The 16,017-nt window shown below is 51.2% G+C and carries 10 protein-coding genes, 1 tRNA gene and 3 rRNA genes; 7 read left to right on the forward strand and 7 right to left on the reverse strand.

Annotation, left to right across the window (positions count from 1 at the left end):
• The first annotated feature begins 5 nt into the window (after positions 1 to 5).
• The 5 genes from AACH44_RS19060 to AACH44_RS19080 all read left to right on the forward strand — a co-directional run bounded on the left by AACH44_RS19060 (position 6) and on the right by AACH44_RS19080 (position 5,180).
• Positions 6 to 671 (forward strand): amino acid ABC transporter permease, encoded by a 666-nt coding sequence (locus tag AACH44_RS19060; protein ID WP_010300238.1) that lies wholly within the window; start codon positions 6 to 8, stop codon positions 669 to 671.
• A gap of 365 nt (positions 672 to 1,036) precedes the next feature.
• The gene (locus AACH44_RS19065) at positions 1,037 to 2,062 is read left to right on the forward strand and encodes an amino acid ABC transporter substrate-binding protein (RefSeq protein ID WP_261850011.1); all 1,026 of its coding nucleotides are present in this window, start codon (positions 1,037 to 1,039) and stop codon (positions 2,060 to 2,062) included.
• Positions 2,063 to 2,127: 65 nt separating this feature from the next.
• Positions 2,128 to 3,306, forward strand: coding sequence for an amino acid ABC transporter permease (locus AACH44_RS19070; RefSeq protein WP_261850010.1), 1,179 nt, complete (start codon positions 2,128 to 2,130; stop codon positions 3,304 to 3,306).
• Between the two features lie 9 nt (positions 3,307 to 3,315).
• On the forward strand, positions 3,316 to 4,410 hold the full coding sequence (locus AACH44_RS19075; protein WP_261850009.1) for an amino acid ABC transporter permease: 1,095 nt from the start codon (positions 3,316 to 3,318) through the stop codon (positions 4,408 to 4,410).
• 8 nt (positions 4,411 to 4,418) lie between these two features.
• A complete protein-coding gene (locus tag AACH44_RS19080) occupies positions 4,419 to 5,180 on the forward strand; it encodes an amino acid ABC transporter ATP-binding protein (protein ID WP_338659409.1) in 762 nt (253 codons plus the stop codon).
• 284 nt (positions 5,181 to 5,464) lie between these two features.
• On the opposite strand, the gene rrf is transcribed toward AACH44_RS19080, so the two are convergent.
• From rrf to AACH44_RS19100, 4 genes are all read right to left on the reverse strand, one after another.
• A 5S ribosomal RNA gene (rrf, locus tag AACH44_RS19085) occupies positions 5,465 to 5,580 on the reverse strand.
• Between the two features lie 133 nt (positions 5,581 to 5,713).
• A 23S ribosomal RNA gene (locus tag AACH44_RS19090) occupies positions 5,714 to 8,621 on the reverse strand.
• A gap of 233 nt (positions 8,622 to 8,854) precedes the next feature.
• A tRNA-Glu gene (locus AACH44_RS19095) sits at positions 8,855 to 8,930 on the reverse strand.
• A 140-nt stretch (positions 8,931 to 9,070) separates the two neighbouring features.
• Positions 9,071 to 10,612: ribosomal RNA gene (locus tag AACH44_RS19100) — 16S ribosomal RNA — on the reverse strand.
• The 16S, 23S and 5S rRNA genes sit together here with 1 tRNA gene alongside, the layout of an rRNA operon.
• A gap of 604 nt (positions 10,613 to 11,216) precedes the next feature.
• Between AACH44_RS19100 and purH the strand changes: the two genes are divergently transcribed.
• Complete coding sequence (gene purH / locus AACH44_RS19105; protein WP_261850006.1) at positions 11,217 to 12,806, forward strand: bifunctional phosphoribosylaminoimidazolecarboxamide formyltransferase/IMP cyclohydrolase; 1,590 nt, start codon at positions 11,217 to 11,219, stop codon at positions 12,804 to 12,806.
• 17 nt (positions 12,807 to 12,823) lie between these two features.
• Entirely contained in the window at positions 12,824 to 14,110 is a 1,287-nt protein-coding gene (purD, locus tag AACH44_RS19110) for a phosphoribosylamine--glycine ligase (protein WP_261850005.1), read from the forward strand.
• Positions 14,111 to 14,200: 90 nt separating this feature from the next.
• Here purD and AACH44_RS19115 read toward each other — a convergent pair whose 3' ends face one another.
• The 3 genes from AACH44_RS19115 to AACH44_RS19125 all read right to left on the reverse strand — a co-directional run bounded on the left by AACH44_RS19115 (position 14,201) and on the right by AACH44_RS19125 (position 15,959).
• Positions 14,201 to 14,887, reverse strand: a complete 687-nt coding sequence (locus AACH44_RS19115; protein ID WP_261850004.1) for a DUF1481 domain-containing protein — start codon at positions 14,885 to 14,887, stop codon at positions 14,201 to 14,203.
• Between the two features lie 4 nt (positions 14,888 to 14,891).
• Positions 14,892 to 15,164 carry a nucleoid-associated protein HU-alpha gene (gene hupA / locus AACH44_RS19120; protein WP_005970302.1) on the reverse strand — a complete coding sequence of 91 codons (273 nt, stop codon included), beginning with the start codon at positions 15,162 to 15,164 and terminating at the stop codon, positions 14,892 to 14,894.
• A 204-nt stretch (positions 15,165 to 15,368) separates the two neighbouring features.
• Entirely contained in the window at positions 15,369 to 15,959 is a 591-nt protein-coding gene (locus tag AACH44_RS19125) for a YjaG family protein (RefSeq protein ID WP_261850003.1), read from the reverse strand.
• Positions 15,960 to 16,017: the final 58 nt, after the last annotated feature.

Consider the following 16,017-nt stretch of genomic DNA (forward strand, 5'->3'; position numbering starts at 1 on the left):
TTTTCATGCCGCCTTGGCTACAACTCATGGCAGACTCCTTCTGGAGCCTGCTGTCTGCGGGACTGAAATTTACCGTCCCTCTGGCTATTTTGTCTTTCATCTTTGGCTTAGCTCTCGGCATTATCATCGCGCTGGTTCGCCTCTATGGTCCAAAGCCGCTGAAATGGGTGGGTGATTTCTACGTTTGGGTCATCCGTGGAACGCCATTATTGGTACAACTTTTCCTAATTTTTTATGGACTGCCCAGCGCAGGTATCACTCTGGATGCCTTTCCGGCTGCGCTTATTGGTTTCACCATCAGCGTGGGCGCCTATAGCTCGGAGATCGTCCGTGGGGCAATATTGTCTGTCCCGAAAGGCCAATGGAATGCCGCCTATTCTCTCGGCATGAATGGAAGGCAAGCGATTCGTTGGGTCATCTTCCCGCAATCCGTTTTCGTTTCGCTGCCGCCGCTCTCCAATACGTTTATCTCCTTAATCAAGGATACGTCGCTGGCCGCCGTCATCACCGTACCAGAAATGTTTTTATCCGCTCAGCGCATTGTTTCGGTTACCTATGAGCCTCTGATTCTGTATGTCGAAGCGGCGCTGATTTATCTGATGTTCAGCACGGTACTAAGCCAGTTACAGGTTAAGCTCGAAAAATATTATCAGCGCCACATCACACAGTAACGCTTCCTGCATCAGCCCACGCAATTCGCGGGGCTGATGACGCTACCACGCTCCTCATTTCTCCCTGCCTAACAGCTAACCCACACCTGAAAATATGCGTACAGACTGAAGATGTCCCACTCTCGATTCTGACGCACCAAAAAAGGGCGCGCTGGCCTCTTTGCATTTGTCACGGTGCGAGAATACCTATTTAGAATTACCCACTTAGATCAATAACTCTTTCCTTTCGCCTTAATTATCAAACAAATAGAAAATTGGCATTTTATTTGCTTCGCTCTGCTCACGTCGGCATCCCGACAGACAAGTAGGGTGCACCTTATTGTGTACTTCAAAAACAGCAAATAACTCTAGACGCTAGGATGATTATGAAAAGAATAGTGATTTCTACTCTGGTTGCTGGCGCGTCACTCTTTGCCGCCATCAACCAAGCCCACGCGGGTGCAACGCTGGACGCCATTCAGAAGAAAGGGTTTGTACAATGTGGAATCAGCGATGGCTTGCCCGGCTTTTCCTATGCGGATGCCAGTGGCAAATACTCTGGTATTGATGTTGACGTGTGTCGCGGCCTAGCTGCCGCCGTATTCGGTGATGCCAATAAAGTCAAATACACGCCGCTGACGGCGAAAGAGCGCTTCACTGCGCTACAATCCGGCGAAGTTGACGTGCTGTCACGCAACACCACCTGGACGTCTTCCCGCGACGGCGGCATGGGCATGCTATTTACCGGTGTCACCTACTACGACGGCATTGGCTTCCTGACCCACAACAAAGCAGGCTTAACCAGCGCCAAAGAGCTGGATGGTGCAACCGTCTGTATTCAGGCCGGAACCGATACTGAGCTGAATGTCGCCGACTATTTCAAAACACATAAAATGCAGTACACCCCCGTCACGTTCGACCGCTCCGACGAAAGCGCTAAAGCGCTGGAATCTGGCCGCTGCGATACGCTGGCATCAGACCAGTCACAGCTGTACGCACTGCGTATCAAGCTGAGCAAACCTGCTGAATTCATCGTTCTGCCAGAAGTGATTTCCAAAGAGCCACTGGGCCCGGTGGTACGCCGTGGTGATGAAGAGTGGTTCTCGATCGTCCGCTGGACGCTGTTCGCCATGCTGAATGCGGAAGAGATGGGCGTGACCTCGAAAAACGTCGACCAACTGGCAGAAAAACCTACCACGCCAGATATGTCTCACCTGCTGGGTCATGAAGGCAGCTACGGTAAAGATCTCAAATTACCGAACGATTGGGCATTCAAAATCATCAAGCAGGTCGGCAACTACGGCGAAGTCTTTGAACGTAATGTCGGCATGGGCAGCGAGCTGAAAATTAAACGCGGCCTGAACGAACTGTGGAGCAAAGGCGGGATTCAGTACGCGCCAGCGGTACGTTAATTATCAGAACAACTCGGCGCAGTGTATTACTGCGCCCCTCAGTACCCCCGTATCGAGGTTCCAGCATGCTACAACGCTCAACCGTAAAAGGTGATTTATCACTGACTAATCCAGCGGTGCGCGCCTGGCTGTATCAAATTGTCGTTGTTATCGCTGTATTGGCTGTCGCAGCCTACTTGTTACACAACACCGTGACCAATCTGTCGCAAAGAGGTATCACCTCTGGCTTCGACTTTCTGAATAAAAGCGCCGGCTTTGGCATCGTCCAACACCTGATTGACTATCAACAAGGTGACACCTACGCCCGTGTTTTTCTTGTTGGGCTATTCAACACGCTGCTGGTTTCAGCATTGTGCATCGTGTTTGCTTCAATTCTCGGCTTTACCGTTGGCCTTGCCCGGCTGTCCGATAACTGGTTATTACGGAAAATATCTAATATTTACATCGAGATATTCCGTAATATTCCGCCGTTATTGCAGATCTTCTTCTGGTACTTTGCCGTATTACGCAACTTGCCAGGCCCACGCCAGTCAATCAGCGCGTTTGATATCGCCTTCCTTAGTAATCGAGGCTTTTATCTGCCCTCCCCAGAAATGGGGCCGGGCACAGTTGTATTTTTTCTTTCTCTGCTGATCACCGCGATCGTGACATGGGTCGTCTTTCGGCGTAATCAACGCTATCACGCCTTAACCGGTCAACCACGCAGAACATGGCCGCTGACGTTAGGCTTATTACTGGTACTGTGCCTATTGAGTCATCTGATTTTCGGCCCCGCTTTTCACTGGAATGTGCCGGAATTAAAAGGATTCAACTTCCGTGGCGGTATGGTACTCATCCCTGAGCTGGCGGCATTAACCGTCGCACTGTCGGTCTATACCTCATCGTTTATCGCCGAGATCATTCGTTCAGGCATTCAATCGGTTTCCCACGGTCAACACGAAGCCGCGCGTTCTCTCGGTTTACCCAATCCCATTACGTTACGCAAAGTGATCCTCCCACAGGCGCTGCGCGTCATCATTCCGCCACTGACCAGCCAGTATCTCAACATCGTGAAGAATTCATCATTGGCGGCTGCGATTGGCTATCCCGATATGGTGTCACTGTTCGCGGGGACTGTGTTGAATCAGACGGGTCAGGCGATCGAGACCATCGCGATTACCATGTCGGTCTACCTCATTATCAGCCTGCTAATCTCGCTGCTGATGAATCTGTATAACCGCAAAATCGCGTTAGTCGAACGCTAAGAGGACATTATGACGATGCACCAGTATACGCAAGGCCGTCAGTCCCCTCTTTCCAAAGCGATGTTGTGGGCTAGACGTAATCTCTTCTCAAGTATCAGCAATAGCCTGTTAACGCTGTTTTGCCTTTGGTTGCTGTGGGTTGCCATACCACCGCTGCTCAATTGGGCGATCTTTCAGGCTAACTGGATTGGCACAACCCGTAATGACTGTACGCGTGATGGCGCTTGTTGGGTCTTCATTCATGCCAGATTTGGTCATTTCATGTATGGGCTGTATCCGGCAGAGGAAGTCTGGCGTATCAATTTTGCACTCGCCATCGGGCTACTCAGCATTCTGCCGATGTTCCTGAAAACCATTCCTTATCGCGGACGTTATATCGCCGTCTGGACGGTCGCTTATCCACTCATTGCTTGGTGGTTGCTCTACGGTGGTTTTGGTGGGCTCAGTCGAGTGGAAACGTATCAATGGGGCGGGTTAACGTTGACGTTGATCATCGCCGCTGTAGGTATCGCTGGCGCGTTACCGCTTGGCATCTTACTCGCATTAGGCCGCCGTTCTACGCTACCGATTGTCCGTATGCTTTCCGTCGTGTTCATCGAATTCTGGCGTGGCGTACCACTCATCACCGTGCTTTTTATGTCATCCGTGATGCTACCGCTGTTTTTAACGGAAGGCACCACGATCGATAAACTGCTGAGGGCATTAGTCGGCGTTATTTTATTCCAGTCCGCTTATGTCGCTGAGGTGGTTCGCGGTGGCTTGCAGGCACTGCCGAAAGGACAGTATGAAGCCGCTGAATCCCTGGGCTTAGGCTATTGGCGCATGCAGGGGCTAGTCATTCTTCCTCAAGCGCTGAAAATGGTGATTCCGGGTTTGGTGAATACGATCATTTCTCTTTTTAAAGACACGAGTCTGGTCATCATCATCGGCCTTTTCGATCTCTTCAGCAGTATTCAGCAGGCAACCGTCGACCCTACCTGGCTGGGTATGTCGACAGAAGGCTATGTTTTTGCCGCTATGGTCTATTGGGTTTTCTGTTTCAGCATGTCGCGTTATAGCCAACATCTTGAAAATCGTTTTAACACCGGACACAAGTCACACTGAGGCCATCCATGAATCAGACTGCATTCACTCAATCAACCGATCACATGATTACCTTAGAAAATGTGAGTAAGTGGTACGGGCAATTTCATGTGCTTAAAGACATCAATCTGCAGGTCAGGCAAGGGGAACGGATTGTGCTGTGCGGCCCTTCCGGGTCGGGGAAATCGACCACCATACGCTGCATTAATCATCTTGAAGAACATCAGGCAGGGCGGATTGTCGTTGATGGTATCGAAGTGAATAATGATTTACGCAACATCGAAAAAATTCGTACTGAAGTTGGCATGGTTTTCCAACACTTCAATCTTTTCCCACACTTAACCGTATTGCAGAACTGCACGCTGGCACCATGCTGGGTGCGCCATACACCGAAAAAAGAAGCGGAAGAGTTGGCAATGCACTATCTGGAACGGGTGCGTATTGCCGCACATGCGCATAAATTTCCGGGGCAGTTGTCTGGAGGCCAACAACAACGCGTGGCCATCGCGCGTTCGCTGTGCATGAAGCCCAAGATTATGCTGTTCGACGAACCGACGTCCGCCCTGGACCCTGAGATGGTGAAAGAAGTGTTAGATACTATGCTGGGGCTGGCTCAGGATGGGATGACGATGCTGTGCGTAACGCATGAGATGGGGTTCGCGAGAACTGTCGCTGACCGGGTGATCTTTATGGATCAGGGGGAGATTGTAGAACAAGCGCCACCGGATATTTTCTTCTCCAGCCCTCGTTCAGAACGCACGCAGGCATTTCTTTCACAAATACTGCACTAATCCAAAGTAGCCTGCCTGCATGCTTAGGCGGGTTTTCCCCAACATCACCATGATGAGGGATCTCGCAGCTCGCGTTATCACATAACTAACGCGAACTGAATAAAGCAGGAAGGTTTCTGCATCCTAAAAAACATCCTCATCTTCCATAACTGTCAGGTTATCTGCCGGATACGCCGCAATAAATGCACAGCGAGCAAATATATTGGGTACGAATCGCCCATCTCTCAACGCAACGCATAGCAAAAAGCCCCTGTCTTTCGACAGGGGCTTTCCACGTGTTTGATGCCTGGCAGTTCCCTACTCTCACATGGGGAGACCCCACACTACCATCGGCGCTACGGCGTTTCACTGCTGAGTTCGGCATGGGGTCAGGTGGGACCACCGCGCTATCGCCGCCAGGCAAATTCTGTTTCATTCCAACCGTTATGCTTCGCTCTCGCTCTCGCACAACCATCAGAACCAATCCTAAAACAAGCTAAATATCAAAACATGTCTCTATGAGTCATCATCACTCAAAACACCTTCGGTGTTGTAAGGTTAAGCCTCTCGGGTCATTAGTACTGGTTAGCTCAACGTATCGCTACGCTTACACACCCAGCCTATCTACGTCGTCGTCTTCAACGGCCCTTCAGGGGCATCAAGTGCCCAGGGAAGACTCATCTCGAGGCAAGTTTCCCGCTTAGATGCTTTCAGCGGTTATCTCTTCCGCACTTAGCTACCGGGCAATGCAATTGGCATCACAACCCGTACACCAGTGGTGCGTTCACTCCGGTCCTCTCGTACTAGGAGCAACCCCTCTCAATCTTCCAACGCCCACGGCAGATAGGGACCGAACTGTCTCACGACGTTCTAAACCCAGCTCGCGTACCACTTTAAATGGCGAACAGCCATACCCTTGGGACCTACTTCAGCCCCAGGATGTGATGAGCCGACATCGAGGTGCCAAACACCGCCGTCGATATGAACTCTTGGGCGGTATCAGCCTGTTATCCCCGGAGTACCTTTTATCCGTTGAGCGATGGCCCTTCCATTCAGAACCACCGGATCACTAAGACCTGCTTTCGCACCTGCTCGAGCTGTCACTCTCGCAGTCAAGCTAGCTTATGCCTTTGCACTAACCTCCTGATGTCCGACCAGGATTAGCTAACCTTCGTGCTCCTCCGTTACGCTTTGGGAGGAGACCGCCCCAGTCAAACTACCCACCAGACACTGTCCGCAACCCCGATTAGGGGCCCACGTTAGAACATCAAACATTAAAGGGTGGTATTTCAAGGTCGGCTCCATGCAGACTGGCGTCCACACTTCAAAGCCTCCCACCTATCCTACACATCAAGGCTCAAGGTTCAGTGTCAAGCTATAGTAAAGGTTCACGGGGTCTTTCCGTCTTGCCGCGGGTACACTGCATCTTCACAGCGAGTTCAATTTCACTGAGTCTCGGGTGGAGACAGCCTGGCCATCATTACGCCATTCGTGCAGGTCGGAACTTACCCGACAAGGAATTTCGCTACCTTAGGACCGTTATAGTTACGGCCGCCGTTTACCGGGGCTTCGATCAAGAGCTTCGCCTTGCGGCTGACCCCATCAATTAACCTTCCGGCACCGGGCAGGCGTCACACCGTATACGTCCACTTTCGTGTTTGCACAGTGCTGTGTTTTTATTAAACAGTTGCAGCCAGCTGGTATCTGCGACTGGCTTCAGCTCCATCCGCAAGGGACTTCACCTACGCGCCAGCGTGCCTTCTCCCGAAGTTACGGCACCATTTTGCCTAGTTCCTTCACCCGAGTTCTCTCAAGCGCCTGAGTATTCTCTACCTGACCACCTGTGTCGGTTTGGGGTACGATTTGATGTTACCTGGAGCTTAGAGGCTTTTCCTGGAAGCGTAGCATTGGTTACTTCATCACCGTAGTGACTCGTCATCACGCCTCAGTGTTAACGATGACCCGGATTTACCTAAGTCACCCACCTTCACGCTTAAACCGGGACAACCGTCGCCCGGATAACCTAGCTTTCTCCGTCCCCCCTTCGCAGTAACACCCAGTACAGGAATATTAACCTGTTTCCCATCGACTACGCTTTTCAGCCTCGCCTTAGGGGTCGACTCACCCTGCCCCGATTAACGTTGGACAGGAACCCTTGGTCTTCCGGCGTGCGGGTTTTTCACCCGCATTATCGTTACTTATGTCAGCATTCGCACTTCTGATACCTCCAGCAGCCCTCACAGGCCACCTTCGACGGCTTACAGAACGCTCCCCTACCCAACAACGCCTAAGCGTCGCTGCCGCAGCTTCGGTGCATGGTTTAGCCCCGTTACATCTTCCGCGCAGGCCGACTCGACCAGTGAGCTATTACGCTTTCTTTAAATGATGGCTGCTTCTAAGCCAACATCCTGGCTGTCTATGCCTTCCCACATCGTTTCCCACTTAACCATGACTTTGGGACCTTAGCTGGCGGTCTGGGTTGTTTCCCTCTTCACGACGAACGTTAGCACCCGCCGTGTGTCTCCCGTGATAACATTCTTCGGTATTCGTAGTTTGCATCGGGTTGGTAAGTCGGGATGACCCCCTAGCCGAAACAGTGCTCTACCCCCGAAGATGAGTTCACGAGGCGCTACCTAAATAGCTTTCGGGGAGAACCAGCTATCTCCCGGTTTGATTGGCCTTTCACCCCCAGCCACAAGTCATCCGCTAATTTTTCAACATTAGTCGGTTCGGTCCTCCAGTTAGTGTTACCCAACCTTCAACCTGCCCATGGCTAGATCACCGGGTTTCGGGTCTATACCCTGCAACTTAACGCCCAGTTAAGACTCGGTTTCCCTGCGGCTCCCCTATTCGGTTAACCTTGCTACAGAATATAAGTCGCTGACCCATTATACAAAAGGTACGCAGTCACCTAACGAGTAGGCTCCCACTGCTTGTACGTACACGGTTTCAGGTTCTATTTCACTCCCCTCGCCGGGGTTCTTTTCGCCTTTCCCTCACGGTACTGGTTCACTATCGGTCAGTCAGGAGTATTTAGCCTTGGAGGATGGTCCCCCCATATTCAGACAGGATGTCACGTGTCCCGCCCTACTCATCGAACTCACAACTTGTGCATTTTTGTGTACGGGACTATCACCCTTTACTGTGCGACTTTCCAGACGCTTCCACTAACACACAAACTGATTCTGGTTCTGGGCTCCTCCCCGTTCGCTCGCCGCTACTGGGGGAATCTCGGTTGATTTCTTTTCCTCGGGGTACTGAGATGTTTCAGTTCCCCCGGTTCGCCTCATTAACCTATGTATTCAGTTAATGATAGTGTGTCGAAACACACTGGGTTTCCCCATTCGGGTATCGTCGGGTATTACGCTTCATATCAGCTTACCGACGCTTATCGCAGATTAGCACGCCCTTCATCGCCTCTGACTGCCTAGGCATCCACCGTGTACGCTTAGTCGCTTAACCTCACAACCCGAAGGTGTCTTTGAGTAATCAAAGTCACGTATCGCGCTGCGATTATTTGAGAGACTCATTGACAGACTGATTCACCATTGACACCCGCAGGTATCAATGTTCATTCAGCTGTCATGTTTCAATTTTCAGCTTGTTCCAGATTGTTAAAGAGCAATATCGTAAACATGACTCCGAAGAATCATCTTTAAGATATTCATGATAATGTCTTTCACTCATTATCGGATTGGCGTCCCCAAGGGGATTCGAACCCCTGTTACAGCCGTGAAAGGGCAGTGTCCTAGGCCTCTAGACGATGGGGACACGAAAAATCCGTACCGGATCATAAACCCGGCACTCTCGCGTCAGCATGAGTTTACACTCATCGCATCAACAGGTGCGCTTGCTCAGTATTTTCATCAGACAATCTGTGTGAGCACTTCACTCAACGCACATCTTTTTGGTAAGGAGGTGATCCAACCGCAGGTTCCCCTACGGTTACCTTGTTACGACTTCACCCCAGTCATGAATCACAAAGTGGTAAGCGCCCTCCCGAAGGTTAAGCTACCTACTTCTTTTGCAACCCACTCCCATGGTGTGACGGGCGGTGTGTACAAGGCCCGGGAACGTATTCACCGTAGCATTCTGATCTACGATTACTAGCGATTCCGACTTCATGGAGTCGAGTTGCAGACTCCAATCCGGACTACGACGTACTTTATGAGGTCCGCTTGCTCTCGCGAGGTCGCTTCTCTTTGTATACGCCATTGTAGCACGTGTGTAGCCCTACTCGTAAGGGCCATGATGACTTGACGTCATCCCCACCTTCCTCCGGTTTATCACCGGCAGTCTCCTTTGAGTTCCCGACCGAATCGCTGGCAACAAAGGATAAGGGTTGCGCTCGTTGCGGGACTTAACCCAACATTTCACAACACGAGCTGACGACAGCCATGCAGCACCTGTCTCACAGTTCCCTAAGGCACCAAAGCATCTCTGCTAAGTTCTGTGGATGTCAAGAGTAGGTAAGGTTCTTCGCGTTGCATCGAATTAAACCACATGCTCCACCGCTTGTGCGGGCCCCCGTCAATTCATTTGAGTTTTAACCTTGCGGCCGTACTCCCCAGGCGGTCGATTTAACGCGTTAGCTCCGGAAGCCACGCCTCAAGGGCACAACCTCCAAATCGACATCGTTTACAGCGTGGACTACCAGGGTATCTAATCCTGTTTGCTCCCCACGCTTTCGCACCTGAGCGTCAGTCTTTGTCCAGGGGGCCGCCTTCGCCACCGGTATTCCTCCAGATCTCTACGCATTTCACCGCTACACCTGGAATTCTACCCCCCTCTACAAGACTCTAGCCTGTCAGTTTTGAATGCAGTTCCCAGGTTAAGCCCGGGGATTTCACATCCAACTTAACAGACCGCCTGCGTGCGCTTTACGCCCAGTCATTCCGATTAACGCTTGCACCCTCCGTATTACCGCGGCTGCTGGCACGGAGTTAGCCGGTGCTTCTTCTGCGGGTAACGTCAATCGGTAAGGTTATTAACCTTACCGCCTTCCTCCTCGCTGAAAGTGCTTTACAACCCGAAGGCCTTCTTCACACACGCGGCATGGCTGCATCAGGCTTGCGCCCATTGTGCAATATTCCCCACTGCTGCCTCCCGTAGGAGTCTGGACCGTGTCTCAGTTCCAGTGTGGCTGGTCATCCTCTCAGACCAGCTAGGGATCGTCGCCTAGGTGAGCCATTACCTCACCTACCAGCTAATCCCATCTGGGCACATCCGATGGCAAGAGGCCCGAAGGTCCCCCTCTTTGGTCCGAAGACGTTATGCGGTATTAGCTACCGTTTCCAGTAGTTATCCCCCTCCATCAGGCAGTTTCCCAGACATTACTCACCCGTCCGCCGCTCGTCACCCAGAGAGCAAGCTCCCCTGTGCTACCGCTCGACTTGCATGTGTTAGGCCTGCCGCCAGCGTTCAATCTGAGCCATGATCAAACTCTTCAATTTAAGATTTGTTTGATTTGCTGAACTCGTCAGCGATGCTCAAAGAATTAAAACTGTTTATTCGTAATGAATTTCACTGTTGTTCACTCTTCAAGACTTTTTATATCGTTAAGATACGGTCTTGTGAGTGCCCACACAGATTGTCTGATTATATTGTTAAAGAGCAGTGCGTTGCAGCCTTAACCGCTTCGCGAGGTGGCGTATATTACGCTTTTCACCTTCAGAGTCAACGTTTATTTTAAAGCGCTTTCTCTTTCTTTATCGACCCGGTTGTGAGTCACAGCGCCGTGTCGATGGAGGCGCATTATAGGGACTTCTCAACCTGCCGCAATAGGTATTTTAAGGAAAAATGACCGTTTGCTGCATTCCACAGCAAAAGCCCACCTTATACCTACTTTTACACAAACTTATCCACAGAAAGCATTCAACTCAAAAATTGACGAGCATCACGCAAACGTTTTCGCTACAATTCACCGCGTTCAAAATCGTCGCGTTTTGGCGAACGCTAACTGAATATTTCTCTTTATTCCGCAATCATTGCTCTAACAAAGACGATATTCACATACCGTTCTTTACTGACTACCCAAATCCAGGGGATAACATCATCATGCAACAACGTCGTCCAATTCGCCGCGCTCTGCTCAGCGTTTCTGACAAAGCAGGTATTGTCGAATTTGCTCAAGCTCTGTCCCAACGTGGCGTCGAGCTCCTTTCTACTGGTGGAACCGCCCGTTTGCTGGCTGATGCTGGCTTAGCGGTGACAGAAGTCTCCGACTACACGGGTTTCCCGGAAATGATGGATGGGCGAGTAAAGACTCTGCACCCGAAAGTGCATGGTGGCATTCTGGGACGACGCGATCGGGATGATGCGATCATGGCGCAGCACGACATCAAACCGATTGATATCGTCGTAGTGAATCTGTATCCGTTTGCTCAGACCGTCGCTCGTGAGAACTGCACATTAGAAGATGCGGTTGAGAATATCGATATCGGCGGCCCGACGATGGTCCGCTCCGCCGCCAAGAACCATAAAGATGTGGCTATCGTAGTCAAGAGCAGCGACTACAGTGCCATCATTAATGAAATCGACGCCAACGAAGGTTCACTGACCTACGAAACCCGTTTCGATTTAGCCATTAAAGCATTCGAACATACTGCCGCTTACGACAGTATGATTGCCAACTACTTTGGTGCACTGGTTCCGCCTTACCACGGTGATACCGATAAACCATCGGGTCACTTCCCGCGCACGTTGAACCTGAACTACATCAAAAAGCAGGACATGCGCTACGGCGAGAACAGCCATCAGCAAGCTGCCTTCTATATAGAAGAGAATATTCACGAGGCCTCGGTCGCGACTTCTATACAGCGACAAGGCAAGGCGCTGTCTTATAACAACATCGCCGATACTGATGCAGCGCTGGAGTGTGTGAAGGAATTTGCCGAACCAGCCTGCGTTATTGTTAAACACGCGAATCCGTGTGGCGTGGCGATTGGTGGCTCCATTCTTGATGCCTACGAACGCGCCTATAAAACCGATCCAACATCTGCATTCGGCGGCATTATCGCTTTCAACCGCGAGCTGGATGAAGAAACGGCACAGGCCATCATCAGCCGTCAGTTTGTCGAAGTCATTATTGCGCCATCTGCCAGTGAAGCAGCTTTGAAGGTTACTGCGGCCAAACAAAACGTCCGTGTCCTGACCAGCGGTAGCTGGCAGCAACGCGTTCCGGCTCTGGATTTCAAACGCGTCAACGGTGGTTTGCTGGTACAGGACCGCGATCTGGGCATGGTTGATGTATCTCAACTGCGTGTCGTAACCGAGCGCCAGCCGAGCGAACAGGAATTACGTGATGCCCTTTTCTGCTGGAAAGTCGCTAAGTTCGTTAAATCCAATGCGATTGTGTACGCACGCGACAATATGACCATCGGGATAGGTGCTGGCCAGATGAGCCGCGTTTACTCAGCGAAAATCGCCGGGATCAAAGCGAGCGATGAGGGGCTGGAAGTAAAAGGTTCCGCCATGGCATCTGATGCGTTCTTCCCATTCCGTGATGGTATTGATGCCGCTGCTACCGTTGGCATTACCTGCGTGATCCAACCGGGCGGGTCTATTCGTGATGATGAAGTCATTGCCGCCGCCAACGAACACGGCATTGCGATGATCTTTACCGACATGCGCCATTTCCGCCATTAATTCTGGAGCTGACCGAAATGAACATTTTAGTAATTGGTAATGGCGGACGCGAACACGCGCTGGCCTGGAAAGCGGCACAGTCACCGCTGGCGAAACATGTTTATGTTGCTCCGGGAAACGCGGGCACCGCACTTGAACCTGCGCTGACCAACGTCGATATCGCCGCAACGGATATTCCAGCGTTAGTCGCTTTTGCGCAGGAAAACCACATCGATCTAACCATCGTTGGCCCAGAATCCCCCTTAGTTATCGGTGTTGTGGATGCGTTTCAGAGCGCTGGTCTAAAAATCTTTGGTCCAACGCAAGGCGCTGCACAGTTAGAAGGCTCTAAAGCCTTTACTAAAGATTTCCTGGCACGCCATAACATCCCGACAGCCGAATACCAGAACTTCACCGAAGTGGAACCCGCGCTGGCCTATGTACGCAGTAAAGGCGCACCGATCGTCATCAAGGCCGACGGATTGGCCGCTGGCAAAGGCGTGATTGTCGCCATGACGTTGCAGGAAGCGGAAAACGCCATTCAGGATATGCTAGCGGGGAATGCATTCGGCGATGCCGGACACCGTATCGTGGTGGAAGAGTTCCTTGATGGCGAAGAAGCCAGCTTCATCGTTATGGTGGATGGCAAGAACGTGCTGCCGATGGCAACCAGTCAGGATCATAAACGCGTCGGGGATAAAGACACTGGCCCGAATACCGGTGGCATGGGCGCTTACTCGCCAGCTCCGGTCGTGACTGATGAAATCCACCAGCGGGTGATGGATCAGGTAATTTGGCCGACCGTTAACGGTATGGCCGCTGAGGGAAATACCTACGTCGGTTTCCTGTATGCCGGTCTGATGATTTCTGCCGATGGCCAGCCAAAAGTGATCGAATTCAACTGCCGCTTTGGCGATCCAGAAACACAACCAATTATGCTGCGCCTGCGCTCCGATCTGGTTGAGCTGTGTCTGGCAGCCTGTGACGGCACGCTGGATCAGAAAGATTCAGTCTGGGATGAACGTCCGTCTCTGGGTGTGGTATTGGCTGCAGGCGGTTACCCGGCTGACTACAATACGGGTGATGTGATTTCCGGTTTACCACAGCAGGATGCCGAAGATGGCAAAGTCTTCCACGCTGGCACCAAGTTGAACGGCATTGATGTCGTCACCAACGGTGGCCGCGTACTGTGCGTCACTGCATTAGGTAATACCGTGGCTGAAGCGCAACAACGCGCTTATGAAATAGCAGCAGGTATTCAGTGGCAAGGGGTATTCTGCCGAAAAGACATCGGCTACCGTGCCATTGAGCGCGAGCAAGCCTGATAAGAAAAAGTTCGGTAAACGATTATCGGATCAATACTGAAGCCCGGAGACATCCGGGTTTTTTATAGCCAGATTCTTTATGGCTAATAGCTATTTAGGCTGCCACTGGCAGACATCATCCACCACCACCAGCAGTAGCTGCGTTCCTTCTGGTGCTTCCAACCACGCGACGTTTAGCGCGCGTGTTGCACGCGCTTTTTGCTGCGCGATCCATTCACGCGAGTCTCTGTCAAAATCAGGACGAACGACCGTACCGTCACAAGACTGAACCTGCCCTTCCAGCCATTTCCCTTGCTTTAGCATAACCTTGCCTGCACGCAAGACATCACTCAGTTCCAGCATACGTTTAGCATCAAACTGGTAGAGTGCAACATCATCATCGGATACCGCTTCACGTCTTTCAGCCAACTGCCGCTGCATAAAGCTGACAGTTCCATCTTCTGCAAAGCGCAAACGTACATCTTCTTGCTGCGCTCCGAGCTGATTACGCTGTATCTCGCGTAGCTTATCCTGCTGGAATGTATAGCGCGTCACCACCAGTGCATTGCCCTGAAGCGGGTTGTACACGGTGGTCAGTGCCGTCGTATTCTGCGCATCATCCTTACGCCACAAACGCACAACACCACGATCGGCAACGTAACCGCTAGCGAACACTTCCGGCGGTGCGGTGCGGCTACTACAAGCTACCACGGCTATAAGCACGAGGCCTGCGCCACACAAACTTCGTAAAAGCAAAAGGGGCGAAAACGCCCCTCTGCTTAAACTTTTAACCGGCATGGGCTTATTTAACAGCGTCTTTCAGAGCCTTGCCAGAAACAAACGCTGGCACGTTGGCAGCAGCAATTTTGATTTCTTTACCGGTTTGTGGGTTGCGGCCAGTGCGCTCATTACGATGGTTCACTTTAAACGTACCAAAACCAACTAATTGTACTGCATCACCTTCTTTCAGAGACTCGGTAATTGCCGCCAAAGTTGATTCCAGAGCTGCTTTAGCCTGTGCTTTTGACAGATCAGCTTTGTCCGCAATTACATCAATCAGTTGAGTCTTATTCATAAGTTATCCTTACAGTGTGTTTATCGCTTGCTAAGCATCGAGTGCGACGGATATGCCCTTTCCCGTTTTAGGGTGTAGTAGCACTCTCCTGCATACACGCACCGACAGCCACTTTTTTTACGCCCCCCAAATGTAGACCAGACAGGGTGCGAATGTGAAGCCTTAAGACAGGCCATTTCAGGCCTTAAATCACGTTTTATCGCGTTATTGATGCAAATTTATCCCGATGTTACTACTTCCGGCCTCGCGCAGATCGGAACGGAGCCCTTTGATCAGCTCAATATCGCGTTCTTCACAGGCCGCCAACAGGCGAAAAATCTCCCATTGGATGTCCCATTCTTCTTCAATCGCAGGCAAAATCTTGAGCTCGTCGTCGGTCATTTCTTTGCCAGCCTGCGTCATTTCCAACATAGCAACCGTACGGATGGACGCTTCACTGATGGCTATCGCATGTTCCAGCGTTTCACCGCTTAAGCGCGAATGAATCAGCTCACCCAGTGCGATGCAGGCATCAATAGCCGGGTAAACACCGTAAAGATCGTAATCTTCCGCGGCGGGAACCGCTTCTTCCAGCTTTTCCAACTGGTTATCGAAATTAACCTTCGCATCTTTAACAACTAATGTTTCCCATACCAAATCGAGAATGCGGCGGTAAACCATCGCGTCTCCGAATTCTGTTTGACGACAAAATTCGTGGTAATTTGGATACATACGTTCACAAAGACATGCCATGAAAGTGACATGTTGCCAGCTCGCCAACTTTTCCAGACGTAAATGAATGGGGTTACGTAACATTTTTATGCTCATTAACGGCGACGGACGGCAGTGTACCTGAAATCACAGTGACGCCCTA

Source organism: Pectobacterium araliae (genome assembly GCF_037076465.1).
In the GTDB taxonomy this organism is placed as follows: Bacteria; Pseudomonadota; Gammaproteobacteria; order Enterobacterales; family Enterobacteriaceae; genus Pectobacterium; species Pectobacterium araliae.